This is a genomic window from Streptomyces sp. NEAU-YJ-81 (assembly GCF_017592595.1).
GTDB lineage: Bacteria > Actinomycetota > Actinomycetes > Streptomycetales > Streptomycetaceae > Streptomyces > Streptomyces hygroscopicus_B.
Genome location: NZ_JAGFNO010000026.1, coordinates 131,295 through 154,615 on the forward strand (window position 1 = coordinate 131,295; position 23,321 = coordinate 154,615).

The window sequence follows — 23,321 nt, forward strand, 5'->3', positions numbered from 1 at the left end:
CCCGCTCCTCAAACGCCGGAGGGGCTGGATTGTGTTACCGAGGCGACCGTCGCCGCCGTGAACGCCCGCACCGGCGGACTGATCGCGGTCGGCAGGCCGGCGCGGCTGACCGGGCGGGCGTCCGTACATGTCCGGGTTGTCCGGCTGGGGTCTGGGGCGGAGCCCCGCACGCGGCGGAGCCGCATATCGTCAGGTGCCGGGAAGGGGCGGGAAGGGGCGGGGAGGGGAGCAGCTCGCCGCAGACGTCACCGGGCCTCCGCGACCGGGCGCCGGCAGAGCGCGCAGGGGCCCGGGCCACGTGGCCCGGGCCCCTGCGCCGGCGTCGTCAGATGCCGTACCGCTCCGCGGCCTCCTTGGGCGCGGTGGCCCGTACCGCGCCCTGCCGGGCCAGCCGGGACAGCGCGGCCACCACGATGGCCGGGGCGTCCACGCCGAAGTGGCGGCGGGCGGCCTCGCGGGTGTCGGAAAGGCCGAAGCCGTCCGTGCCCAGCGAGTACCAGTCCTGCTCGACCCACTGGCCGATCTGGTCGGGGACGGCCCGCATCCAGTCGCTGACGGCGAGGACCGGGCCCGGTGCGCCTGCCAGGGCACGGGTGACGTACGGGACCCGGTCTTCGCCACTGAGCTGCGCCGCGTCACAGGACAGGGCGTCACGGCGCAGCTCGCTCCAGGAGGTGGCGGACCACACGTCGGCGGCCACGCCCCAGTCGTCGGCGAGGAGTTTCTGGGCCTCCAGCACCCAGTGGATGGCGGTGCCGGAGGCGAGGAGCTGGATACGGGGGGAGTCCTCGGCCGGGGCCGTGGCCTCCTGGTAGCGGTACAGGCCCTTGAGGATGCCCTCCTCGACGCCTTCGCCCTTAGGCATCGGCGGCTGGACCTTGGTCTCGTTGTAGACGGTCAGGTAGTAGAAGACGTCCTCGGCCTCGGGGCCGTACATCCGCCGCAGACCCTCCCGCACGATCACGCCGATCTCGTACGCGAACGCCGGGTCGTAGGCGAGCGCCGCCGGGTTGGTGGAGGCGATCAGCGGGGAGTGGCCGTCGGCGTGCTGCAGGCCCTCGCCGGTCATCGTCGTACGGCCGGCGGTGGCGCCGATGAGGAAGCCGCGGCCGAGCTGGTCGGCGAGCGCCCACATCTGGTCGGCGGTGCGCTGCCAGCCGAACATCGAGTAGAAGATGTAGAAGGGGATCATCGGCTCGCCGTGGGTCGCGTACGACGTCGCGGCGGCGGTGAAGTCGGCCATCGAACCGGCCTCGGTGATCCCCTCGTTGAGGATCTGACCGTTCTGCGCTTCCTTGTAGTACAGGAGCTGATCGCGGTCGACCGGGTCGTAGGTCTGGCCGAGCGGGGAGTAGATCCCGGCGGTGGGGAAGAGCGACTCCATGCCGAAGGTCCGCGCCTCGTCCGGCACGATCGGCACCCAGCGCCGCCCGGTCTCCTTGTCCCGCATCAGGTCCTTGACCAGCCGGACGAAGGCCATGGTGGTGGCGATCTCCTGGCTGCCGGAGCCCTTGGCGAGCGCCTCGAACGGCTTCGCGGACGGCTCGGGCAGGGCCACCGCGTGGACCTTGCGGGCCGGGGCGGGGCCGCCGAGGGCCGCGCGGCGCTCCTGGAGGTAGCGGACCTCGGGGGAGTCGGGGCCGGGGTGGACGTAGGGGACGAGGCCGTCGTCCAGCTTGCTGTCCGGGATGGGGAGTTCGAGGAGGTCCCGCATGGCGCGGAACTCCTTGCCGGTCAGCTTCTTCATCTGGTGGTTGGCGTTGCGCGACTCGAAGCCGGGGCCCAGCGTCCAGCCCTTGACGGTCTGGGCGAGCACGACGGTCGGGGCGCCCTTGTGCTCCACGGCCGCGCGGTAGGCCGCGTACACCTTGCGCGGCTCATGGCCCGCGCGCGAGGTGTGGAAACACTCGGTGAGCTTGGCGTCCGTGAGCCCCTGGGCCAGCCGGGCCAGCTCCGGCTCGGCGCCGAAGAAGTGCTCGCGGATGTAGGCCGCGTCGCGGGTCGCGTACGTCTGGAACTGGCCGTCCGGGACCTCGCGCAGCCGGCGGACCAGCGCACCCGAGGTGTCCAGCGCGAACAGCTCGTCCCAGGCGGAGCCCCACAGCGACTTGACCACGTTCCAGCCCGCCGCGCGGAACTGGGCCTCCAGCTCCTGCACGATCTTGAAGTTGGCGCGCACCGGGCCGTCGAGCCGCTGCAGATTGCAGTTGATGACGAAGGTGAGGTTGTCCAGGCCCTCGCGCCCGGCCAGCGCCAGCGCGGCCGTCGACTCCGGCTCGTCCATCTCGCCGTCGCCGAGGAAGGCCCAGACGTGGGAGTTGGCGGTGTCCTTGATGCCGCGCGCGGCCAGATAGCGGTTGAAGCGGGCCTGGTAGATCGCGGAGATCGGGCCGAGACCCATCGAGACGGTGGGGAACTCCCACAGCCACGGCAGCCGCCGCGGATGCGGATAGGACGGCAGCCCCTCACCGCCCGCCTCGCGGCGGAAGTGGTCCAGATGGCGCTCGGTCAGCCGCCCGTCGAGGAAGGCGCGGGCGTAGATGCCGGGGGAGGCGTGGCCCTGGATGTAGAGCTGGTCGCCGCTGCCGTCCGCCTCCTTGCCGCGGAAGAAGTGCTGGAAGCCCGTCTCGTAGAGCCAGGCGGCGGAGGCGAAGGTGGCGATGTGACCGCCGAGGCCGTCACGGCTGCCGCGGGTGACCATCGCCGCCGCGTTCCACCGGTTCCAGGCGGTGATGCGGCTCTCCATGGCCTCGTCGCCCGGGAACGCGGGCTCGGCGGCGGTCGGGATGGTGTTGACGTAGTCCGACTCCAGCAGGGGCGGCAGGGCGAGCCCGGTGCTCTCGGCGCGCTCCAGGGTGCGGCGCATGAGGTACGAGGCGCGGTGGGACCCGGCCGCCTGCGCGACGGCGTCCAGGGAGGCGCCCCATTCGGCGGTCTCCTCGGGGTCACGGTCGGGAAGCTGGTCGAGCGCACTCGGCCGCGTGCGTGCGAGATCGGTCATGAAACCGACTGTAAGTCTGATCGATGATCGATCAAAGGTCTCCCAAGGAAAAAGTCCTCCGCAGGCCGAAATTGGCATTCCGTGCCGCGAAACTAGGCACGCGGTGCACAGCCGAGGACATGTTCCTTGACCAGTTCGCCGACCCTCGGGTCCCGCCGCTTGAAGGCGTCCACCACCGCCTGGTGCTCCTCGGCGTACGACTCCTGGACGGTGCCCAGCCAGCGGATCGACAGCGTCGTCCAGATCTCGATGCCCAGCGACTCCCAGGTGTGCAGCAGCACGCTGTTGCCCGACGCCCGCACCAGCTCCCGGTGGAACGCCACGGTGTGCCGGACCTGCGCCTCCCCGTCGGCCTTACGGTCCGCCTCGTACAGCGCCCGCACCTCGGGCTCCAGGGCGGAGGTGTCCTCGGCCAGCACGGGCGCGGCCAGCTCCGCCGCGATCTGCTCCAGCCCGGCCCGTACCGGATAGATCTCCTCCAGGTCGGAGGCGGTCAGATTCCGCACCCGGACGCCCTTGTTGGGGGCCGATTCGATCAGCCGCAGCGACTCCAGCTCCCGCAGCGCCTCCCTTACGGGCGTCTGGCTGACCTCCAGCTCCGTGGCGATCCTGCGCTCCACGATCCGCTCGCCCGGCTTCCAGCGGCCGCTGACGATGCCCTCCACGATGTGCTCGCGGATCTGCTCGCGCAGCGAGTGGACGACGGGCGGGGCCATGGGGAGCTCCTTAGAACCAGCGGTGAACAGTAGCCATTATCCCGGTACTGCGGTAACGAAAACCGCGCCCCGCACGGAAAGCCCGTGCGGGGCGCGGCAATGCCTCGAAGGGATCCTCGGAAGGCTCAGAGACCGAGGTCCACCTCGAACTCACCGGTCTCCAGGATCTCCTTGACGGCCGTCAGGTAGCGGGCCGCGTCGGCACCGTCCACCAGGCGGTGGTCGTAGGAGAGCGCCAGGTACGTCATGTTGCGCACCGCGATGGTCTCGCCCAGCTCCGGGTGGTCGATGACCACCGGGCGCTTGACGGTCGCGCCGATGCCCAGGATGGCGACCTGGTTCGGGGGCACGATGATCGTGTCGAACAGCGCACCGCGCGAGCCGGTGTTGCTGATCGTGAAGGTGGCGCCGGACACCTCATCCGGAGTGATCTTGCTGGAGCGGACCTTGCCCGCCAGCTCCGCCGTCTTCTTGGCGATACCGGCGATGTTGAGGTCGCCCGCGTGCTTGATGACCGGGGTCATCAGGCCCTTCTCGGCGTCCACCGCGATACCGACGTTCTCCACGTCGAAGTACGTGATGGTGCCGTCGTCGTTGATCCGGGCGTTGACGGCCGGGTGGGCCTTCAGCGCCTGGACGGCGGCCTTCACGAAGAACGGCATCGGCGAGAGCTTGACGCCCTCGCGCTGCGCGAACGCCTCCTTGGCCTGCGCGCGCAGCCGCATGACCTTGGTGACATCCACCTCGACCACGCTGGTCAGCTGCGCCTGCTCGTGCAGGGCCTTCATCATGTTGTCGCCGATGACCTTGCGCATCCGCGGCATCTTGACGGTCTGGCCACGCAGCGGGGACGCCGCCTGCGGGGCGGCCTTCGGCGCGGCGGCGGCCGGGGCGGCCTGGGCCTGGGCGGCGGCCTTGGCGGCCTCGGCGGCGGCGATGACGTCCTGCTTGCGGACGCGGCCGCCGACGCCGGTGCCCTTGACGGTGGACAGGTCCACGTTGTTCTCGGCGGCCAGCTTGCGCACCAGCGGGGTGACGTAGGCGCCCTCGGCCTCGGGGGCCGAGGGAGCGGGGATCGATGGGGCTGCCGCGGCCGGAGCCGGGGCGGGCGCCGGAGCGGCCGGGGCCGGCTCGGGGGCGACCGGCTCCGGGGTGACGGCCTGCGGCGCGGGGGCGCTCGGGGCCTGCGGGGCCGGGGCCTCCTGGACCGGCGCGGGGGCCGGGGCGGCCGGGGCGGGCGCGGCGGCCGGAGCGGCACCTGCGGCACCGATCACGGCCAGCTTGGCGCCGACCTCGGCGGTCTCGTCCTCGCCGACCAGGATCTCCAGCAGGGTGCCCGCGACCGGGGCCGGGATCTCGGTGTCGACCTTGTCGGTGGAGACCTCGAGCAGCGGCTCATCGGCCTCGACGGACTCGCCGACCTCCTTGAGCCAGCGGGTCACGGTGCCCTCGGTCACCGACTCGCCCAGCGCGGGCAGGACCACATCGGTGCCCTCGGCGCCACCGGCCGGAGCGGCGGCGGCAGGGGCAGGTGCGGGAGCCTCGGCGGCGGGCGCCGGGGCGGGCTCGGGCTGAGCCGCCGGAGCGGGCTCGGCCGCGGGGGCGGGGGCCTCGGCCGGAGCCGCGCCGCCGTCGTCGATAACGGCCAGCTCGGCGCCGACCTCGACCGTCTCGTCCTCGGCCACCTTGATGGACGTCAGCACACCGGCCGAAGGGGCCGGGATCTCGGTGTCGACCTTGTCGGTCGACACCTCGAGCAGGGGCTCGTCGGCCTCGACGCGCTCACCTTCGGCCTTGAGCCAGCGGGTGACGGTGCCCTCGGTCACGCTCTCGCCGAGCGCCGGCAGGGTTACGGAAACCGCCATGGTGTTCGGTTGCTCCTTAACGATCTTTGCGGATGGTTCGCGCTCGGGATGATCAGTCGTGGGAGTGCAGCGGCTTGCCGGCCAGGGCCAGGTGGGCCTCGCCGAGCGCCTCGTTCTGAGTGGGGTGGGCGTGGACGAGCTGCGCGACCTCGGCGGGCAGCGCCTCCCAGTTGTAGATCAACTGAGCCTCGCCGACCTGCTCGCCCATCCGGTCACCGACCATGTGGACGCCGACGACGGCACCGTCCCGTACCTGCACGAGCTTGATCTCGCCCGCGGTCTTGAGGATCTTGCTCTTGCCGTTGCCCGCGAGGTTGTACTTCAGGGCGACGACCTTGTCCGCACCGTACAGCTCCTTGGCCTTGGCCTCGGTGATGCCGACGGAGGCGACCTCGGGGTGGCAGTAGGTCACCCGCGGCACGCCGTCGTAGTCGATCGGAACGGGGTTCTGACCCGCCAGCCGCTCGGCCACCAGCATGCCCTCGGCGAAGCCGACGTGGGCGAGCTGGAGAGTGGGGACCAGGTCGCCGACGGCGGAGATGGTCGGCACGTTGGTCCGCATGTACTCGTCGACGAGGACATAGCCGCGGTCCATGGCGACCCCGGCCTCCTCGTAGCCCAGGCCCTGCGAGACCGGGCCACGGCCGACGGCCACCAGCAGCAGCTCGGCCTCGAAGGTCTTGCCGTTCTCCAGCGAGACCTTGACGCCGTCGGCGGTGTACTCGACGCCGGAGAAGCGGGAGCCGAGGGAGAAGTTGATGCCGCGCTTGCGGAAGGCGCGCTCCAGCAGCTTGGAGCTGCTCTCGTCCTCGACCGGGACGAGGTGGGGAAGCGCCTCGACGATGGTGATGTCGGCCCCGAAGGACTTCCACGCGGAGGCGAACTCGACGCCGATGACGCCGCCGCCCAGCACGACCGCGGACTTCGGCACGCGGTCCAGCACCAGCGCGTGATCGGAGGAGATGACGCGGTTGCCGTCGATCTCCAGGCCGGGAAGGGACTTGGGCACCGAACCGGTGGCCAGCAGGATGTGGCGGCCGGTGTAACGCTCGCCGTTCACATCGACAGAGGTCGGGGAGGACAGCCGGCCCTCACCCGTCACATAGGTGACCTTGCGGGAGGCGATCAGGCCCTGCAGACCCTTGTACAGGCCCGAGACCACGCCGTCCTTGTACTTGTGCACACCCTCGATGTCGATGCCCTCGAAGGTGGTCTTCACACCGAACTCAGAGCCCTCGCGGGCCTGGTCGGCGAGCTCACCGGCGTGCAGCAGCGCCTTGGTGGGGATACAGCCACGGTGCAGACAGGTGCCGCCCAGCTTGTCCTTCTCGATCAGGGCGACGTCCAGACCCAGCTGCGCCGCGCGCAGGGCAGCGGCGTAACCGCCGCTACCGCCTCCGAGGATCACTAGGTCGAAAACGGTGCTGGCGTCGTTCGCCACGTCACGTCCTCCATGCATGGTGCGCCGGGGCCGGCCTTGGTCGGCCGGGCGGCGGCGTGTGTTCGGCCGCTTCTTACGTCGGCGGCCCTGGTGTCGGGGGCCCTGTCCTGCCGGGACAACATCTTCGCACTTGTTGGGAGGAGACGGGACGCGGGGCCGCTGTGTGAGAAATCTCCAGACCCCAGTTCAGGGGTTACTCCTGCGTATCCGGAACGCGGAGCCCCGTCGATTTCGTTGAGGGCGAAATCGACGGGACTTTCGGCCCTATGGGCCGGCGGTCGCGATGCGTTGTCGCGGGGCGCCGCTGCGTTGCGGGCGCCGTTGCGTTGCGGTGCTGCGTTGCGGTGCTGCGTTGCGGTGCTGCGTTGCGGTGCTGCGTTGCGCTCGGCTCAGCCGAGATCGCCGTCGGCGGCGCGCTCGGCCAGCCGCACCAGGGTGCGGACCGCGGCGCCCGTGCCGCCCTTGGGGGTGTAGCCGAACGGACCGGACTCGTTGAAGGCCGGACCCGCGATGTCCAGGTGGCCCCAGGTGATCCCGTCCGCCACGAACTCCTTAAGGAAGATCCCGGCCACCAGACCGCCACCCATGCGCTCGCCCATGTTCGCCAGATCGGCGACCGGGGAGTCGATGCCCTTGCGGAGGTGGGTGGGCAGCGGCATCGGCCAGGACTGCTCACCGGCCTCCTCCGCGATCTCGTGCAGCGAGGTGCGGAACGCCTCGTCGTTCGTCATGATCCCGAACGTGCGGTTGCCCAGCGCGAGAACCATCGCACCGGTCAGCGTCGCCACGTCCAGGATCGCGTCCGGCTTCTCCTCGCCGGCGCGGGTGATCGCGTCGGCGAGCACCAGCCGGCCCTCGGCGTCGGTGTTCAGCACCTCGACGGTCTTGCCGCCGTACATCGACAGCACATCGCCGGGGCGGGTGGCCGAACCCGACGGCATGTTCTCGGCCAGCGCCAGCCAGCCCGTGAGGTTGACCCGCAGGCCCAGCCTGGCGGCGGCGACGACCGTGGCGAACACGGCGGCGGCACCGCTCATGTCGCACTTCATCGTCTCGTTGTGACCGGCCGGCTTGAGGGAGATGCCGCCCGAGTCGTAGGTGATGCCCTTGCCGACCAGGGCGAGCGTCTTCTCCGCCTTGGGGTGGGTGTACGCGATCCGCACCAGCCGCGGCGGGGCCTCCGAACCCTGGCCCACGCCGAGGATGCCGCCGTACCCGCCCTTCTTGAGCGCCTTCTCGTCCAGCACCTCGGTCTTGAGACCGTGCTCCTTGGCGGCCGCGACCGCCTCGGCCGCGAAGTCGGCCGGGTTGAGGAGGTTGGACGGGGTGTTGATCAGGTCTCGGGCGCGGTTGATCTCCTCGACCAGGGCGGTGGCGCGCTCGGCGGCCGCCTTGTACGCCTTGTCGCGCGGCTTGCCGCCGACGAGGGCGACCTCGGCGAGCGGGCCGTTGTTCTTCTTGTCGGTGTCTTTCGCGTTCTTGGCGTTCTTGGCGCTGCCGCCGTTGCCATTGCTCTTGTCGTACGTGTACGCCCCGAGCAGCGCGCCCTCGGCCACGGCGGCGGCGGCCGCCACGTCCTCGATCGGCAGCGCGAACGCGCCCTTCTTCGAACCGGACAGCGCGCGGGAGGCCACCCCCGCGGCCCGGCGCAGCGTCTCGGCGTCATAGCCGTCGTCCTTGGCCGGGACGTCGCCCAGCCCGACCGCCAGCACGACCGGGGCCTTGAGGCCGGACGCGGCGGGCAGCTTGGTCACCTCGCCCTCGGCGCCGGTCGCGCCGAGCGTCTCCAGAACGGCGGCCAGCTTTCCGCCGAACGCCTTGTCCACGGCCTCGGCGCCGGCGGCGACGACGGGGCCCTTGGCCCCCTTCGCCACGCCGACGACGACGGCGTCCGCGCGCAGTGCCGCGGCGGACGAGGTGCTGAGAGTCAGAGCAGTCACAGTGGTCGGGTCCCTCTTCCGATAGTTCGTCGGCCGATATGGGTTGTAGGCCGCGCCCCTCCGCATCGTATGCCTAGGCCCTATTTGGGGCTCGGTTCTCCCCCAGCTACCGCTGGGAGGTGCCCCCGCCGGAAGCCCCAACGGCCCGGATGCGCTACGACACCCTGCGGCTTGGCCCAACAGGGGTGTGCCCTCGGGCTTACCGGATGGGGGTGGCCGGGATAGCCTTCCGCGCGATGGACACCATGCCGGAGCCGCCGCAGTCGCAGCCGTCCGCACGCCCGCCGGAGGCGGAGGCCGAGGCCGAGCCCGAGAGCGCGGAAAACTCCGAGCCCTCCGGGCCCTCCGAGGGGTCGGAGCGCCCGGAACGGCCCGGGCATCCGCCGCGTCCCGCCTACGATCCGCCGCCCGCGCACGCTCCGCGTGCCCCCTGGGCCGACGGGGTCCGCTTCGCCTTCGGCACGCTCACGGTGCTGCCCGTACGGGGCACGCGCTGGGACCGGGAGGCGGCGCACGCGGGGATGCTGTGCGCTCCGTTGGCCGGGCTGACGGTGGGGCTGTGCGCGGCGGCGGTGGGTGGGGTGTTGCTGTTCCTGGGCGGTGGGGCGCTGCTGGCGGCCGTCGCCACCGCCGCGATACCCGCCGTACTGACCCGCGGCCTCCATCTCGACGGGCTCGCCGACACCGCGGACGGGCTCGGCAGCGGCAAACCGGCCGAGGACGCGCTGCGCATCATGAAGCGGTCGGACATCGGGCCGTTCGGCGTGATCACGCTGCTGTTCGTCCTGCTGGGCCAAGTGGCGGCCCTGGCCCAGCTTTACGGGCAGAGCTGGGCGCACGGCGCGGTCGGGGCGGCCGTGGCCGGTGTCGCCGCGCGCTGCGCCCTGACGCTCGCGGCCCGCGTGGGCGTTCCGGCGGCGCGGCCGGAGGGGCTGGGCGCGGCGGTCGCGGGCACCGTGCCGTGGCGTTCCGCCGGTGTGGTGGCGGCGGTGGTGGTGGTCGGCTGTGCGGTGGTGGCCATCCCCTTCGGCCCGTATGCCGTCGTCCGTCACGCCTTCGCCGCGCTGGCCGCGCTGGCGGCCGCCGAACTCCTCCTGCACCATTGCCGCCGCCGTCTCGGCGGGGTGACCGGCGATGTCTTCGGCGCGCTCGCGGAGACGGCCGCCACGATGGCCCTGGTGGTCCTGACCTTCGGGTAGGGCCCCGCACATAGGGGATGCCCGGCGGTCCTTGACGCCTGCGGCGGCCTGTCCCCCTCCCCGCCCCTTCCCGCAACTGGGGCTCCGCCCCAGACCCCGGGCTCCGGGGGCGAAGCTTCTGGTATCGGGTGCGGGTGGGTGGGCTGCTCGCTGCTCCGTGCCTTCTCGCAGTATCGGTATGCGGCTCCGCCGCGTGGCAGAACTCTGCCGCAGGCCCCGGGTCCGGTGGGCGAAGCCCCTCGTAACGGGCGCCGGTGGGCGGGCTGTTCCCCTCCCCGTGCCTTCTCGCGGCATCGGTGTGCGGCTCCGCCGCGTGGTGGGGCTCTGCCCCAGAACCCGGGGTCCAGGGGCGGAGCCCCTGGTATCGGGAAGGGGCGGGGTGGGGAAAAGATCCGCCGGACGCCCCTAGCCGTTGGCCTGGGGGTCCTCCGGGTCCTCCGGGTCCTCCGGGTCCTCCGGGCTCTCGGACGTCGCCGGGTGCTCCGAGGGCCCCGAGCCCTCAGAGCCTTCCGAGCGCTCCGGAAGTTCCGCGTGCAGCGCCGCCGCCGCCTGCACCAGCGGCAGGGCGAGCAGCGCGCCCGTGCCCTCGCCGACCGTGACGCCGTGGTCCAGCAGCGGGGTGAGGGCGATGCGGTCGAGGGCCTTCTCCTGGCCGGGCTCGCCGCTGGCCTGACCGGCCAGCCACCAGTCCGGGGCGCGGAACGCCACCCGCTGGGCGACCAGCGCGCAGGCCGCCGAGACGACGCCGTCGAGGATCACGGGGGTGCGGCGTACGGCGCTCTGCAGCAGGAAGCCGGTGATCGCGGCGAGGTCGGCACCGCCAACCGTGGCCAGCAGCTGAAGCTGATCGCCGAGCACCGGGCGGGCCCGGCGCAGCCCGTCGCGGATCGCGGCACACTTGCGCATCCAGGCGAGGTCGTCGATGGCGGCCCCGCCGCGGCCGGTGACCACGGACGCGTCCGTACCGCACAGCGCGGCGATCAGCGTGGCAGCCGCGGTCGTGCCGCCGACGCTGAGGTCACCGAGGACGAGAAGGTCGGTGCCGGAGTCCGCCTCCTCGTCGGCGATGGCCATCCCGGTGCGGAAGGCCCGCTCGGCCTCGTCCAGGGTGAGCGCGTCCTCGACGTCGAGCCGGCCGGAGCCGCGGCGTACCCGGTGGCGGGTGACCTCCTCCGGGAGGTCCTCGGGGTCGCAGTCCAGCGCCATGTCGATGACCCGGACGGACGCGCCGAGGCGGGCGGCGAGGATGGCGGCCGGGCTCTCGCCGTCGAGCACGGCGCGGACCAGGCGGTGGGCGCTCCTGGCGGGGCGGGCGGAGACGCCGAGGTCGGAGATTCCGTGGTCGCCCGCGAAGAGGATGACGCGGGGCCGTTCGACGGGCTTGACCGGCACCCGCTGCTGCGCGGCGGCGAGCCATTCGCCCAGTTCGTCCAGCCGCCCGAGCGCGCCCGGCGGCACCGCGAGCCGCTCGCGGCGCTCCTCGGCGTCACGCCGGATGCCCCCGTCGGGGCGTTCGATCAGGTCGACGAAGTCATCGAGATTCAGGCCGCTCACGGGCGGAACCCTACCGGGCGAAGGCGCATCTGGATGATTGAGGTCATGATCGAGGTCATGGGAATGCCGGTGGCCGGGCGACGCTTCGGGGCTGAACTTTTGTGGTCCGCCGACTGAAGTCCGCCCGATCTTGGCTGAAAACACGGGGATGCCCCTTAGCGTCCCACCTTATGAAAAACATACGGACGGTGGTCGGGCTCTGTCTCGCACTGCTCTTCCTTGTGCTGGGCATCGGTGCCCAGCCTGCTGCGGCGCATGTTTCGCGCCAGCATGCCGAACTGGTCGTCGCCACGGGCGACAAGGCCACCAGCGGCCGTCTGATCGTCCATCGCGACCTGGTGTCCCCGGAGCGGGCCGGAGCCTGGGCCACCGGGCTGCTGCCGGCCGGCTGCCCGGCGACCGGCTCCGGCGTTCCCGGTGACGACGGCGGGGTGCCCGGCGGAGTCGTGGTCGAGCTGGCGTGGAGCTGCCACGTCAACGCGCTCGACCTGAGCCAACTGCTCCAGCAGGGCGGACTGACCCAGGTCGTCGTCGAGTTCGACGGCACCGCGGTCGACGCCTCCGCCGATGCGCCGCTCGTCGACGCCAAGGGCGCGCACGCCCTGCCCAGCTTCCCCTGGCTCACCGTCGCCCTCGCGTCGGCGGCCGGTCTGGTGCTCGTCCTCGCGGCACTGCGACTGCCCACCCTGCTGCGAGTGTCGCGGCGGCTGCCGCGCACCGGCCGCCGGTGGCGGATCGCCGCCGCGAGCGCGGTCGCGCTGTCCTTCCTCGTGCCCCAGGCCGCCCTCGCCGACGACCCGGCGCCGGACACCGCCACCGTCGAGGGCACCGTCTTCAAGGACGGCGACGGCAACGGCAAGCGGGACAAGGGGGAGCGGGCCATGGCCGGCGTCGACGTCACCGACGGCGCCGTGTGGACCACGACCGGCGCGGACGGTTCGTACTCGCTCACCATCGATCCGAACCGGCGTGAGACCGACATCGTCAGCGTCGTCTCGCCCGATGGCTATACGCCGGTGCTGCGCAAGGACTACATCCCCGAGTTCTTCCACAAGGTCCCCGAGACCGGCGGCAACGGCGTCGACTTCGCGCTGGTGCCGGATCGCCACGCCGCCGATCCGACCGAGACCTGGGTCATGAACTCCGACCCCGAGGTCGGCAACCGCACCGACGATGAGGCGCGCACGGCGCTGCCCCAGTGGACGGGGCAGGTCCAGGCGATGTCCGAGGTCGACGGCGCCACGATGCAGATCGCGACCGGCGACCTGACGGTCACGGACTACGCGGATGAGCCGCGCAGGCAGGGCGCGTACGACCTCTTCAGCAAGGGGCTGGAGCAGGGGCGGCTCGGCCACCCCTTCTACCCGGTCATGGGCAACCACGACTTCGGCGGCACGGCCACCTCCCAGGGCTACGCCGGCAGCATGGAGTACTACCGCCGCAACATGGCTCCCGAGTGGTACAGCTTCGACCGCAACGGCCGCCACATCGTCGTACTCGAGGACAACTACGACGCGAGCGGGCTCAAGCCGCAGTTGGACTGGCTGCGCAGGGACCTGGCCCAGCACGCGGTCGGTAAGCAGGTGCTCGTCTTCGCGCATCGCTCGCTGTTCACCCAGTGGGGCCCCGGCGCGGGCATGCAGCCGACCATCGACGAGCTGGCCAAGTACGACGTGCGGATGGTCGCCGCGGGCCACAACCAGCAGGCGGAATACCGCCGTGGCGCGTTCAAGCGCTCCGTCGAGATCAACAACCAGGGCACCTACGGAATCGACGGAGCCCACCCCGACTACAAGGTGCTCGACTTCAGCGGCATCACCGACGATCCGCACACCCGCCGCAACGAGGACACCGGCCAGGTGACCGGTATCCACCGGCAGTTCGACATCGACGACGACAGCGCGCTGGTCAGCCCCGCGCAGGGCAGCGTGCACGGCTCGACCGCCAAAGTCCCCGTCGAGGTGTACGCCGAGGACGACGGCCGTACCCCCAGCCGGGCTTCGCTGACCGTACGGGACAGCCGCGGACATGTGGTGCGGCGCACCGGCCTGCGCTTCGGAGAAGGAGCCGCCGAACCCGGCATCGAGAACTGCTACACCCCGCCGGGTGGCAAGCCCGAACCCTGCCCCGACGCACGCGGGGCGTGGACCCGGGCGAGTGACACGCTGAACGGGCTGCGGCCCGGCACCTACACCACCGAGACGACGGTGTACGACACCCGGGGCAAGGCGTTCCCCACGCTTCCCGCGCTGAAGAGCACCTTCAAGGTCGCACCGGACTCCGAGCTCCCCCGGCCGAGGGCCGGGCACAACTGGCTGCGGCAGGGCGGCGACGAGGCCGGGCGGTCCGCGAGCCCCGACGAGCCGGGCGCCCAGCTCGACCTGCGGTGGGCCCGGCACACCGGCGAGCAGTTCAACCTGAACGGCTCGGTGGTCGCGGACGGCAAGCTGATCGTCTCGTCCCGCGCCTTCGACTCGCCGTACAGCATGATGCTCGCCTACGACATCGCCTCCGGGCGGGAGATCTGGCGCACTTACCTGGACGGCGACGCCGAATCGGCGCCGACGCTCCACGACGGACGGGTGTATCTGACCACCGGCGTCGGACGGATCTACGCCCTGGACACCGGGAACGGCCATATCGCCTGGGAGTCGATCGACCGCGAGGAGAAGCACGGCGACACGGTGCGCCGCTACGGCCGCGCCGGCGGACCGGTCAGTGTCTTCGCGCTCACCGGACAGGACCGCAACGTGGCCGTCTACCAGGACTGGGACACGATCCGCTGCCGTGACGCGAAGACCGGCACCCCGCTGCCCGGCGGCTTCGGCGCCGCGGCCTCCTGGGGGCAGTCCCACAGCACGGCGGTGCGCGAGCCCGGCTCCAACACCGCCTATCTGCACTCATCGTCGAGCAACACGGTCATCGCCATGGACCTGGCGAGCTGCGAGCAGCTATGGGTGAAGGACACCGAGGGCGGCATCGACAGCCACTCCTCGCCCGTGCTCACCGACCCCGCGCCGGGCGCGGCGAAGCTGGTGACCTTCACCGCGTCCGGAGCCCGCGGGCACGACCCGAAGACGGGCGAGGTGACCTGGCAGTCCAAGCTGGGCGGCGCCGGCACCTGCGAGCCGGGGCCGGCCCCGCTCACCAGCCCGGCCGTCTGGGGGGACACCGCCTATGTCGCGGGGCGCGACGGTGTCGTCCGCGCCTACGACACGAGCGCTGCCGATCCCTCGACGCCGGTGTGGGAGGCGAAGTCCGGCTATCTGCCGGGGGAGAGCCCGCTGGACGACAAGTGGCGGGTCGCCATGGGATGCAAGGCCGGTGCCGGCTCGCCGACGATGCATCCGCTGGTGACCAAGGCCCTCGTATACGTGGGGACCTGGGACGGGCGGCTGCTCGTCCTCGACCGTGCCACCGGTCGGCAGCATGCCGCGTACAACCTCGGCGCGGGCGTCGCGTCGGCCCTCTCCGTCAGCGGTGACCGGATCTTCGTCCTCACGGACGACGGCACGGTCCACGCGCTGGCCGCGCGCCGGGACTGAGGGGAAGCACCACCGTGCGAACACTCCGCACCGGGGTGCTGCTCGTGCTGGCCGCCGTGTCCGCGCTGCTGTTCGGCAGCGCGGACACGGCCCAGGCGCACCCCTTCGGCGCACCACCGGTCGTCAGGGTCGAGGCGGCGGCTCCGCCGTGGAGACGACCTGGTCCGCGCAGCGGGACGACGTCGCCGCCCTGCGCAAGAAGGCCGACGGCGATGTGGCGGGCTATCTGCGCGCACATATCGCCGTACGCCAGGACGGCGGCCCGTGCCGGGTGGACCGGGCCGACGGCATGGCGCTCCACTTCGTCTGCCCACGCCCGGTGGACCGGATCACCCTTACGGTCACCGTGCTGACGGACGTCCATCCCGCCTACCGGACGCTGTCGGTGACCGATCAGGGCGGCGGGGGGCTGCACACGGCGAAGGAACCGGCTCGCACGCTCGCGCTGACCCCGGCGGCAGCATCGGCCAACTCGCCCTCCTCGCAGGGCGGCTGGAGCAGTTGGACCACCGATCTGGTCTCCCTCCTGGACCATGGGGCCGCCGTCCCGGTGGCGCTGCTCGTGGCGGCGGCCGTGGGCGCGCTGCACGCCTGTGCTCCCGGGCACGGCAAATCGCTGGCCGCCGGGTATCTGGTGGGCGGCCGGGGCCGACCGCGGGACGCGGTGTGGCTGGGCGGCATCGTCGCCGTGATGCATACGCTCTCGGTCGCGGTCCTCGCGGTCGGCTGGTGGCTGGCGGCGAAGAACGCGCCGGACATGAAGCTGCTGACGCGGTGGCTGCAACTGCTCGCGGCGCTGGTGGTGGCGGGGGTGGGGGTGAGCCTGCTGTGGCGGCATCTGCGTCACCGCGGGCACCATCACCCGCACCACCACGATCACGGTCACTCGCACCACGATCACTCGCATCACGGTCATGGTCACGATCACGCACATCGCCACGATCAACGGCAGGGGCACAGCCACCACATCCCCGACGCTCCCTCGCTGCTCACCTGGCGAGGTCTGGTCGTGCTCGGCACCTCCGGCGGTCTGCTGCCGTCACCGTCCGCCTTCCTGGTCCTGCTCACCGGGCTGCTCACCGGCAGAACCGGCATCGCCCTGGTGATGGTGGCCGCCTTCGGCGCCGGCATGGCGCTCACCCTCATGAGCGTCGGCCTGATCGTGCTGCGCGGGCGTGACGCACTGCTGGACCGGGCCTCCCGGTCCGCCGTGCTGCGCACCTGGGTGCCGAGGATTCCGCTGTTCGCCGCCTCGGCGGTGGCGGCCGGAGGCGCGGTGGCCGCGGCGCTCGCCGCGGGACAGCTCCTGGCACCGTAGAGGGCGGCGCCGCGCGCTCAGCCCCGGAGGGGGAGGGCCTGCCCGGCCACCACCAGCAGCACCTGCTCGCACTCCTCGGCGAACATCGCGTTCAACCGGCCCAGTTCATCGCGGAAGCGGCGGCCGGAGGCGGTCGCGGGGACGACGCCGGAGCCGACCTCGTTGCTCACCGCGACCACCGTACGGCTGGTGGCGCGGACCCCGGCGACGAGGGCGGACACCCGCTCGCGGAGGGCGCGTTCGCCGCCGTTCGCCCACTTCTCGTCGTCCCAGGCGTTCACCGAGTCCATCGCGTCGGTGAGCCACAGCGCCAGGCAGTCGATGAGCAGCGGTGGGCCGTCCTCGGCGAGCAGCGGTGTCAGATCGCAGGTCTCGGCGGTGCGCCAGGAGCCGGGGCGGCGCTCGCGGTGGGCGGCGACGCGGGCGGCCCATTCGGGGTCGGCTTCGCGGGTGCCGCCCGTGGCGACGTACAGGACGTCGGGGAAGGCGGCCAGCCGCCGTTCCGCCTCCAGGGACTTGCCGGACCGGGCACCGCCCAGCGCCAGCGTGCGGCGCGGCAGATCCGGTACCGCGGAGTACTCGCCGACGATCAGCGTCCGCCCGTCCGGCACCGCCCGCGCGCCCGCCGTGGCCAGACGGCGGTGCAGCTCCCGGCCGGGCGGGGTGGTGTGGTCGAGATGGACGGCCAGGACGTCGGTGGTGGCGCCCACGGCGCCCGAGGCGCGCAGGGCGGCCAGGGCGTCGGGGCGGCCCAGGACGTCGAGCAGCACCATGTCGTACGGCTCGGCCGGGTCGGCGAGGCCCGCGGCGGCGGCGCCCGGCGGGAGATACAGCAGCCGGGTGCCGTCGGGGCCGGTGACCTCGTAGCCGGTACCGGGGGAGTCCAGCGCGACCGCCCGCACCCGGTGGCCGCTGATCAGGGACAGCGTGCGGCCGTCCGGCACCCGCCCCGGCGCCGGCAGTCCGGCCGGGAACTCGACGGCCGGGCCCGCGTGCGGATGGGAGAGCAGCACCTGCCGGACGCCGGCCAGTGAGTGGCCGGCCCGCGCGGCGGCGAAGGCGGCCCCCGGGGTGAGGTCGATCAGCAGCGCGCCGTCGATCAGCAGCGAGGTGGCGGCCCGCGCCTCCTCGCCGACGGCGGCGGCACAGGAGGCGCAGGGACAGCCGTGGCGCGGCAGCCCGTCGGGGGCCCCGGTGCCCAGAAGAGTGAGTTCCACGCCCCGATCGTCTCGCGTCCGATCCCACGGGTCGCGCGGGGCCACCCCGTACGGAGTGATCAGTCACCTAGGCTGCGGGCAGACATCACCTGTGGACCGGCGGGTATCACCTGTGGGCCGGCGGGATGGAGGAGGCTGGAATGGCTTGGACATGGCGGTTCGAGAAGTCCGACGGGGCGGAGACGAAGCCCGCGGTGCAGCCGGAGGAGTTCCCGACCCAGGGGGACGCGGAGTCGTGGATCGGTGAGGAGTGGCGGGCGCTCCTCGAAGGAGGCGCGGAGCAGGTGACGCTCTTCGAGGACGGTACGAAGATCTACGGTCCGATGAGCCTGCGCGGCGAGTAGTCAGAGCGCCTACGCGACAAGCGCGCCTGACGGACAAGCGCGCCGAATAGGCAAACGCGCCGAATAGGCAAACGCGCCGAATAGGCAAACGCGCAGAGTAGGCAAAGGCACCGAGTAGGGCAGGCGCGCCGAAGCGCAGGCGGGCGCGCCGGGCAGGACCCGCGCGGGGTGGGGGTGGCGGTGGCCACCGCCACCCCGTCGCCGGATCAGCCGCGTACCCCGCACAGATGCAGCAACGCCGCCACCGCGCGGTACGGATCGGTGCGGCCGGCCCGCTCCTCGGCGGCCAGCAGCCGCTCCCACTCCGGGGAGCCGGGCGGCTCGGCGTCGTCCGGGGCGAGGTCGGTGAAGACCCGCACGCCGTACCAGGCGCGCAGCGGCGCGCCGATCGCGGTCAGGGTCTCGGTCAGCTCCTCGCGCCGGTCGGCGCGCACCGGAAGCCCGATCCGGTTGGTGTACGAGGGGGAGTCGAAGGCGGTCAGCGCCGTGTCCCAGTCCCCGGCCAGCCCCGGCCGCATCGCCAGCGCGTCACCGTTGCGCACCAGCAGGGAGAGCAGACCGCCGGGGGCCAGCACCCGGGCCAGCCCGGCGAGCAGCGGATCCGGTTCGGGCAGGTACATCAGCACCCCGTGGCACAGCACCACGTCGAAGGCGCCCGGCAGGAAGTGTGCTCCGGTCTCCCGGCCGTCGCCCTCGAGGAGCCGTACGCGTCTTCGGATGCCCTCGGGCTCGTCGGCGAGCGCGGTGCGGGCCGTCTCCAGCATGGTGGGGTCGGACTCCAGCCCGGTGACCTCATGGCCCGCGCGGGCCAGCCGCAGGGCCTGGGTGCCCTGGCCGACGCCCACGTCGAGCACCCGCAGCCGCTGTCCCACCGGGAAGCGGGCGGTGATCTGCTCATCGAGCTGGCGGGCGACCAGCGCCTGCCGGACGGTGTTCCGCAGGCCCCCGAGGTGGCTCAGCCAGCCGGGCGCCCCGCCGGTGAAGCCGGAGGGTCTGCCGCTCAGGGCCGCTCTCCGCGCTTGACCTGCGGCTTGGGCAGCCGCAGCCGGCGCATCTGGAGGGTGCGCATCAGGGCGTACGCCACCGCGCCGCGCAGATTCTCGTCGGGGAAGCGCTGGCGGAGCTGCCGCTTGAGCTGGAAGCCGAAGAAGATGGAGTTGATCACGATCAGGACGATGACCACCATCCACAGCAGCAGCACATAGCTCTGCATGGCCCCGGCCTGGATCATGCTCAGGATCAGGATGACCACCGCGAGCGGCAGGAAGTACTCGGCGACGGAGAACCGCGAGTCCACGAAGTCGCGGGCGAAGCGCCGCACCGGACCCTTGTCGCGGGGCGGCAGATACCGCTCGTCGCCCCCGGCCAGCGCCTGGCGCTGCTTGGCCAGGTCGGCGCGGCGGGCCTCGCGGGCACGCTTGGAGGCGTCCTTACGGTTGGCCGGCGTCTTCGCCAGGCTGCGGCGCTGCGTCTGGGCCTCGCTCCGCTTGGGAGTGGGGCGGCCCTTGGGCGCCTGCGGGTCACGGGTCTGCTGCGGCTGGTCCGCGGTCACCTTGGTGGTTGCGGCCTGCTCATCCTTGGAACGGCTTCGGAACACAAGGCCCAGGGTACGGGTTGCGGAGTGTGCGCCCCAGCCTCAGGGGGAACGATCAGGCAACGGAGTCCCGCCGTATCGGGACACAGGGGACACACTCCTCCTTGCGCCGGAGGCTCCCGCGCTCTGATCGTCCTGCAGGAGGAGCGCGAGCGGGCTCGAACAGTGCGGTAATGGAAGCAGGCCCCGTAGGCTGGGTCTGTTGGAGTGCCGGAGTCACACGTCCGTCAGAAGGGGGCGCGCGAGGCCCATGAGCGGTGTCATGAAGCGTATGGGGATGATCTTCCGCGCGAAGGCCAACAAGGCCCTGGACCGGGCCGAGGACCCGCGCGAGACCCTCGACTACTCGTACCAGAAACAGCTTGAGCTGCTCCAGAAGGTGCGGCGCGGCGTTGCCGACGTGGCGACCTCGCGCAAGCGTCTTGAGCTGCAGCTCAACCAGTTGCAGGGGCAGTCCACCAAGCTGGAGGACCAGGGGCGCAAGGCGCTCGCGCTCGGCCGGGAGGACCTGGCCCGCGAGGCGCTCTCCCGCCGCGCCGCGCTGCAGCAGCAGGTCACCGACCTGGAGACCCAGCACCAGACGCTGCAGGGCGAGGAGGAGAAGCTGACCCTGGCCGCCCAGCGGCTGCAGGCCAAGGTCGACGCCTTCCGCACGCGTAAGGAGACCATCAAGGCCACCTACACCGCGGCCCAGGCGCAGACCCGTATCGGCGAGGCGTTCTCCGGCATCTCCGAGGAGATGGGCGACGTCGGCATGGCGATCCAGCGTGCCGAGGACAAGACGGCGCAGCTCCAGGCGCGCGCGGGCGCGATCGACGAGCTGCTGGCCTCCGGCGCCCTGGATGACCAGTCCGGTATGGCCACCAAGGACGACATCGCGGCCGAGCTCGACCGGATCTCCGGCGGTACGGACGTGGAGCTGGAGCTGCAGCGAATGAAGGCCGAGCTGGCCGGGGGCAGCCCGCAGCAGGCGATCGAGGGCGGCAAGACGGACGAGGCCCAGCAGTCCCAGACCCCGCACAAGTTCGACAAGCAGTAGCCCGCGCCCCGCCTGGGCGAGGTCTCCAAGGAGGTCGTCATGATCGTACGGATCATGGGGGAGGGCCAGGTGCGGGTGGCCGAAAGCCATCTGCCCGGACTGAACAGGCTGGACGACGAGCTGCTCGCCGAGATCGAGGGCGGCGATCACGAGGGCTTCCGGAAGACCCTGGGCGCGCTGCTGGACGCGGTGCGCTCGGCCGGCGAGCCCCTGCCCGACGACGCGCTGCAGCCGTCCGAGCTGATCCTCCCCGCGGCCGGCGCGACCCTCGAGGAAGTCAAGGCGATGCTCAAGGACGACGGCCTCATTCCGGGCTAGTGCGGCGCACCCCCGGACCACACTCCAGCACAGGTCGTGCCTCCCTTCCACGGCCGGGTACGGGCCGCTCGTCAAGCCGGGCGGCCCGCGGCGGCCCTTACCGTTGGATTCCGTGACTCCCCTCGCCGTCGGGCCGGGTCTGGCCCGTCCGCACCGCTGGCTGTGTGCCCACCCCCGCGCCCTGGACACCCTGGTGGCGATCGGGGTCCTCGCGCTGATCCTGATCGGCGCGGTGGCCGGTCCGCGCATGCGCCACCAGCCGCTGGGCCCCTTCTTCGTACTGCTGGCCGTCCTCGCCGCCGCCTCGCTGGTGTTCCGCCGCGATCTGCCCCGCGGGGTGCTCGCCTTCACCGTCGCCCTGACCCTCGTCGAGATCGTCACCAATGACGAGGGCCCGCCGCGCACCTCGATCGTGTTCGGGGTCGTGGTGGCGCTCTACACCGCCGCGACCCGCACCGACCGCCCCACCACCTGGCGGCTCGGCGCCGCCACGGCCGTGCTGCTCACCGGGGCCGGGATGCTCTTCTCGCTCAACCCCTGGTACTCGCAGGAGAACTGGGGCCTGTTCGCCTGGGCCGGGCTGGCCGCGGCCACCGGCGACGCGGTGCGCAGCCGGCGCGCCTATATCGCCGCCATCGAGGAGCGGGCGGTCCGCGCCGAGCGCACCCGTGAGGAGGAGGCGCGCCGCCGGGTCGCGGAGGAGCGGCTGCGGATCGCCCGTGAGCTGCACGATGTCGTGGCCCATCACATCGCGCTGGTCAACGTCCAGGCCGGGGTCGCCTCCCATGTCATGGACAACCGCCCGGACCAGGCCAAGGAGGCGCTCGCCCACGTACGGCAGGCGAGCCGCTCGGCGCTGGAGGAGCTGCGCGCCACGGTCGGCCTGCTGCGGCAGTACGGCGACCCCGCCGCCCCCACCGAACCGGCCCCCGGCCTCGCCGTCCTGGACCAGCTCGTGGACGGCTTCGTACGGGCGGGGATGCGGGTCCGGGTCCGGGCGCAGCCGCCGGAGGCGCTGGGCCCGCTGCCGGGCTCGGTGGACCTCACGGCCTACCGGGTCGTCCAGGAGGCGCTGACCAATGTGCACAAGCACGCCGGGCCCGGGGCCACGGCCGAGATCCGCATCGCCCGGGTCGGGGGCGCTGCCGGGAGCGCCCTGGAGGTCACGGTCGAGGACGACGGGGCGGGGACGCGGCCCGAGGGGCCGGAGGGAGAGCCCCCGGCGCCCGGGGAGGAGACCGGCGGCGGCGGACACGGCCTGCTGGGCATGCGCGAGCGCGTGACCGCGCTGCGCGGAAGCTGCGAGGCGGCACCCCTGCCCGAGGGCGGATTCCGGGTCCGGGTGAGACTTCCTCTGCAGCCGCGTAGGGGAGGGGACTGATGACGATCAAGGTACTGCTCGCGGACGATCAGGCGCTGCTGCGCAGCGCGTTCCGCGTCCTGGTGGACTCCGAGGCGGACATGGAGGTGGTGGGGGAGGCGTCCGACGGCGCGCAGGCGGTGGAGATCGCCCGTACCCGGGGCGCCGACGTCGTCCTGATGGACATCCGGATGCCCGGTACGGACGGGCTGGCCGCGACCCGCATGATCACCGAGGATCCGCGGCTGGCGGACGTCCGGGTGGTCATGCTGACGACCTTCGAGGTCGACGAGTACGTGGTGGACTCGCTGCGGGCGGGGGCCAGCGGCTTCCTCGGCAAGGGCGCCGAACCCGATGAGCTGCTCGCGGCGATCCGCATCGCGGCCGCGGGCGAGGCGCTGCTGTCCCCGGTCGCGACCAAGGGGCTGATCGCCCGCTTCCTGGCCCAGGGCGACGGGGGCGGCGACGAGGGCGCCTACGACGCCTCACGGCTGGACGCCCTCACCGTCCGCGAGCGCGAGGTCCTGGTCCAGGTCGGGGGCGGGCTGTCCAACGACGAGATCGCCGCCCGGCTGGAGGTCAGCCCGCTCACGGTCAAGACGCATGTCAACCGCGCGATGGCCAAGCTGGGCGCCCGCGATCGCGCCCAGCTTGTGGTGATCGCCTACGAGACGGGGCTGGTCCGCGCGGGCGCCTAGAGGGGGTGTCCGGCGGATCGTGACGCCTGCGGCGGGCTGTTTCCCCCCGCCCCTTCCCACAACTGGGGCTCTACCCCAGACCCCGGGGTCCAGGGGCGAAGCGCCCGCGTGGTCCGCCGGACACCCCGTAGCGCTTGCGCGGTCAAAGCCGCGGGTGTGCCCCCCGTCGCGG

At 72.4% G+C, this 23,321-nt stretch carries 17 protein-coding genes; 8 read left to right on the forward strand and 9 right to left on the reverse strand.

Annotated elements, in window-relative coordinates; all coding sequences use genetic code 11:
• Positions 1–325: 325 nt before the first annotated feature.
• The 5 genes from aceE to J5X86_RS38060 all read right to left on the reverse strand — a co-directional run bounded on the left by aceE (position 326) and on the right by J5X86_RS38060 (position 8,963).
• On the reverse strand, positions 326–3,001 hold the full coding sequence (gene aceE / locus J5X86_RS38040) for a pyruvate dehydrogenase (acetyl-transferring), homodimeric type (protein WP_208521215.1): 2,676 nt from the start codon (positions 2,999–3,001) through the stop codon (positions 326–328).
• Positions 3,002–3,093: 92 nt separating this feature from the next.
• Positions 3,094–3,717: a GntR family transcriptional regulator gene (locus J5X86_RS38045; protein ID WP_208521216.1), complete on the reverse strand. Its 624-nt coding sequence runs from the start codon at positions 3,715–3,717 to the stop codon at positions 3,094–3,096.
• 125 nt (positions 3,718–3,842) lie between these two features.
• Positions 3,843–5,582, reverse strand: a complete 1,740-nt coding sequence (sucB, locus tag J5X86_RS38050; RefSeq protein ID WP_208521217.1) for a 2-oxoglutarate dehydrogenase, E2 component, dihydrolipoamide succinyltransferase — start codon at positions 5,580–5,582, stop codon at positions 3,843–3,845.
• A 52-nt stretch (positions 5,583–5,634) separates the two neighbouring features.
• Positions 5,635–7,023 carry a dihydrolipoyl dehydrogenase gene (lpdA, locus tag J5X86_RS38055; protein WP_014060097.1) on the reverse strand — a complete coding sequence of 463 codons (1,389 nt, stop codon included), beginning with the start codon at positions 7,021–7,023 and terminating at the stop codon, positions 5,635–5,637.
• 389 nt (positions 7,024–7,412) lie between these two features.
• Positions 7,413–8,963 (reverse strand): leucyl aminopeptidase, encoded by a 1,551-nt coding sequence (locus J5X86_RS38060; protein ID WP_208521218.1) that lies wholly within the window; start codon positions 8,961–8,963, stop codon positions 7,413–7,415.
• Between the two features lie 236 nt (positions 8,964–9,199).
• Here J5X86_RS38060 and J5X86_RS38065 point away from each other — a divergent pair, with 236 nt between their 5' ends.
• The gene (locus tag J5X86_RS38065; RefSeq protein ID WP_374229331.1) at positions 9,200–10,162 is read left to right on the forward strand and encodes an adenosylcobinamide-GDP ribazoletransferase; all 963 of its coding nucleotides are present in this window, start codon (positions 9,200–9,202) and stop codon (positions 10,160–10,162) included.
• A gap of 405 nt (positions 10,163–10,567) precedes the next feature.
• On the opposite strand, the gene cobT is transcribed toward J5X86_RS38065, so the two are convergent.
• Positions 10,568–11,716 (reverse strand): nicotinate-nucleotide--dimethylbenzimidazole phosphoribosyltransferase, encoded by a 1,149-nt coding sequence (gene cobT, locus J5X86_RS38070; RefSeq protein ID WP_208521220.1) that lies wholly within the window; start codon positions 11,714–11,716, stop codon positions 10,568–10,570.
• A gap of 170 nt (positions 11,717–11,886) precedes the next feature.
• Here cobT and J5X86_RS38075 point away from each other — a divergent pair, with 170 nt between their 5' ends.
• On the forward strand, positions 11,887–15,261 hold the full coding sequence (locus J5X86_RS38075) for a PQQ-binding-like beta-propeller repeat protein (protein WP_208521221.1): 3,375 nt from the start codon (positions 11,887–11,889) through the stop codon (positions 15,259–15,261).
• A gap of 148 nt (positions 15,262–15,409) precedes the next feature.
• The gene (locus J5X86_RS38080) at positions 15,410–16,579 is read left to right on the forward strand and encodes a hypothetical protein (RefSeq protein ID WP_208521222.1); all 1,170 of its coding nucleotides are present in this window, start codon (positions 15,410–15,412) and stop codon (positions 16,577–16,579) included.
• 17 nt (positions 16,580–16,596) lie between these two features.
• On the opposite strand, the gene J5X86_RS38085 is transcribed toward J5X86_RS38080, so the two are convergent.
• The gene (locus tag J5X86_RS38085) at positions 16,597–17,796 is read right to left on the reverse strand and encodes a bifunctional adenosylcobinamide kinase/adenosylcobinamide-phosphate guanylyltransferase (RefSeq protein WP_208521223.1); all 1,200 of its coding nucleotides are present in this window, start codon (positions 17,794–17,796) and stop codon (positions 16,597–16,599) included.
• Between the two features lie 140 nt (positions 17,797–17,936).
• Here J5X86_RS38085 and J5X86_RS38090 point away from each other — a divergent pair, with 140 nt between their 5' ends.
• A complete protein-coding gene (locus J5X86_RS38090; protein ID WP_059143388.1) occupies positions 17,937–18,140 on the forward strand; it encodes a hypothetical protein in 204 nt (67 codons plus the stop codon).
• A gap of 206 nt (positions 18,141–18,346) precedes the next feature.
• Here J5X86_RS38090 and J5X86_RS38095 read toward each other — a convergent pair whose 3' ends face one another.
• Complete coding sequence (locus J5X86_RS38095; protein WP_208521239.1) at positions 18,347–19,099, reverse strand: bifunctional 2-polyprenyl-6-hydroxyphenol methylase/3-demethylubiquinol 3-O-methyltransferase UbiG; 753 nt, start codon at positions 19,097–19,099, stop codon at positions 18,347–18,349.
• A gap of 41 nt (positions 19,100–19,140) precedes the next feature.
• Entirely contained in the window at positions 19,141–19,737 is a 597-nt protein-coding gene (locus tag J5X86_RS38100) for a DUF3043 domain-containing protein (protein WP_208521224.1), read from the reverse strand.
• Positions 19,738–19,996: 259 nt separating this feature from the next.
• Between J5X86_RS38100 and J5X86_RS38105 the strand changes: the two genes are divergently transcribed.
• The 4 genes from J5X86_RS38105 to J5X86_RS38120 all read left to right on the forward strand — a co-directional run bounded on the left by J5X86_RS38105 (position 19,997) and on the right by J5X86_RS38120 (position 23,149).
• Positions 19,997–20,773, forward strand: coding sequence for a PspA/IM30 family protein (locus J5X86_RS38105; protein WP_119987267.1), 777 nt, complete (start codon positions 19,997–19,999; stop codon positions 20,771–20,773).
• A 39-nt stretch (positions 20,774–20,812) separates the two neighbouring features.
• Positions 20,813–21,091, forward strand: coding sequence for a hypothetical protein (locus J5X86_RS38110; protein ID WP_078640988.1), 279 nt, complete (start codon positions 20,813–20,815; stop codon positions 21,089–21,091).
• Positions 21,092–21,194: 103 nt separating this feature from the next.
• Positions 21,195–22,472 (forward strand): sensor histidine kinase, encoded by a 1,278-nt coding sequence (locus J5X86_RS38115; protein WP_208521225.1) that lies wholly within the window; start codon positions 21,195–21,197, stop codon positions 22,470–22,472.
• Positions 22,472–23,149 carry a response regulator gene (locus J5X86_RS38120; protein ID WP_208521226.1) on the forward strand — a complete coding sequence of 226 codons (678 nt, stop codon included), beginning with the start codon at positions 22,472–22,474 and terminating at the stop codon, positions 23,147–23,149. The genes J5X86_RS38115 and J5X86_RS38120 overlap by 1 nt, the downstream gene beginning before the upstream one ends.
• The last annotated feature ends 172 nt before the right edge of the window (positions 23,150–23,321 follow it).

Excerpts from the sequence above, each read along its gene's own strand:
- J5X86_RS38045 (WP_208521216.1), bottom strand. The coding sequence starts at position 3,717 with ATGGCCCCGCCCGTCGTCCACTCGCTGCGCGAGCAGATCCGCGAGCAC.
- J5X86_RS38065 (WP_374229331.1), top strand. The coding sequence starts at position 9,200 with ATGGACACCATGCCGGAGCCGCCGCAGTCGCAGCCGTCCGCACGCCCG.
- sucB (WP_208521217.1), bottom strand. The coding sequence starts at position 5,582 with ATGGCGGTTTCCGTAACCCTGCCGGCGCTCGGCGAGAGCGTGACCGAG.
- J5X86_RS38110 (WP_078640988.1), top strand. The coding sequence starts at position 20,813 with ATGATCGTACGGATCATGGGGGAGGGCCAGGTGCGGGTGGCCGAAAGC.
- J5X86_RS38120 (WP_208521226.1), top strand. The coding sequence starts at position 22,472 with ATGACGATCAAGGTACTGCTCGCGGACGATCAGGCGCTGCTGCGCAGC.
- J5X86_RS38075 (WP_208521221.1), top strand. The coding sequence starts at position 11,887 with ATGAAAAACATACGGACGGTGGTCGGGCTCTGTCTCGCACTGCTCTTC.
- J5X86_RS38105 (WP_119987267.1), top strand. The coding sequence starts at position 19,997 with ATGAAGCGTATGGGGATGATCTTCCGCGCGAAGGCCAACAAGGCCCTG.
- J5X86_RS38090 (WP_059143388.1), top strand. The coding sequence starts at position 17,937 with ATGGCTTGGACATGGCGGTTCGAGAAGTCCGACGGGGCGGAGACGAAG.
- aceE (WP_208521215.1), bottom strand. The coding sequence starts at position 3,001 with ATGACCGATCTCGCACGCACGCGGCCGAGTGCGCTCGACCAGCTTCCC.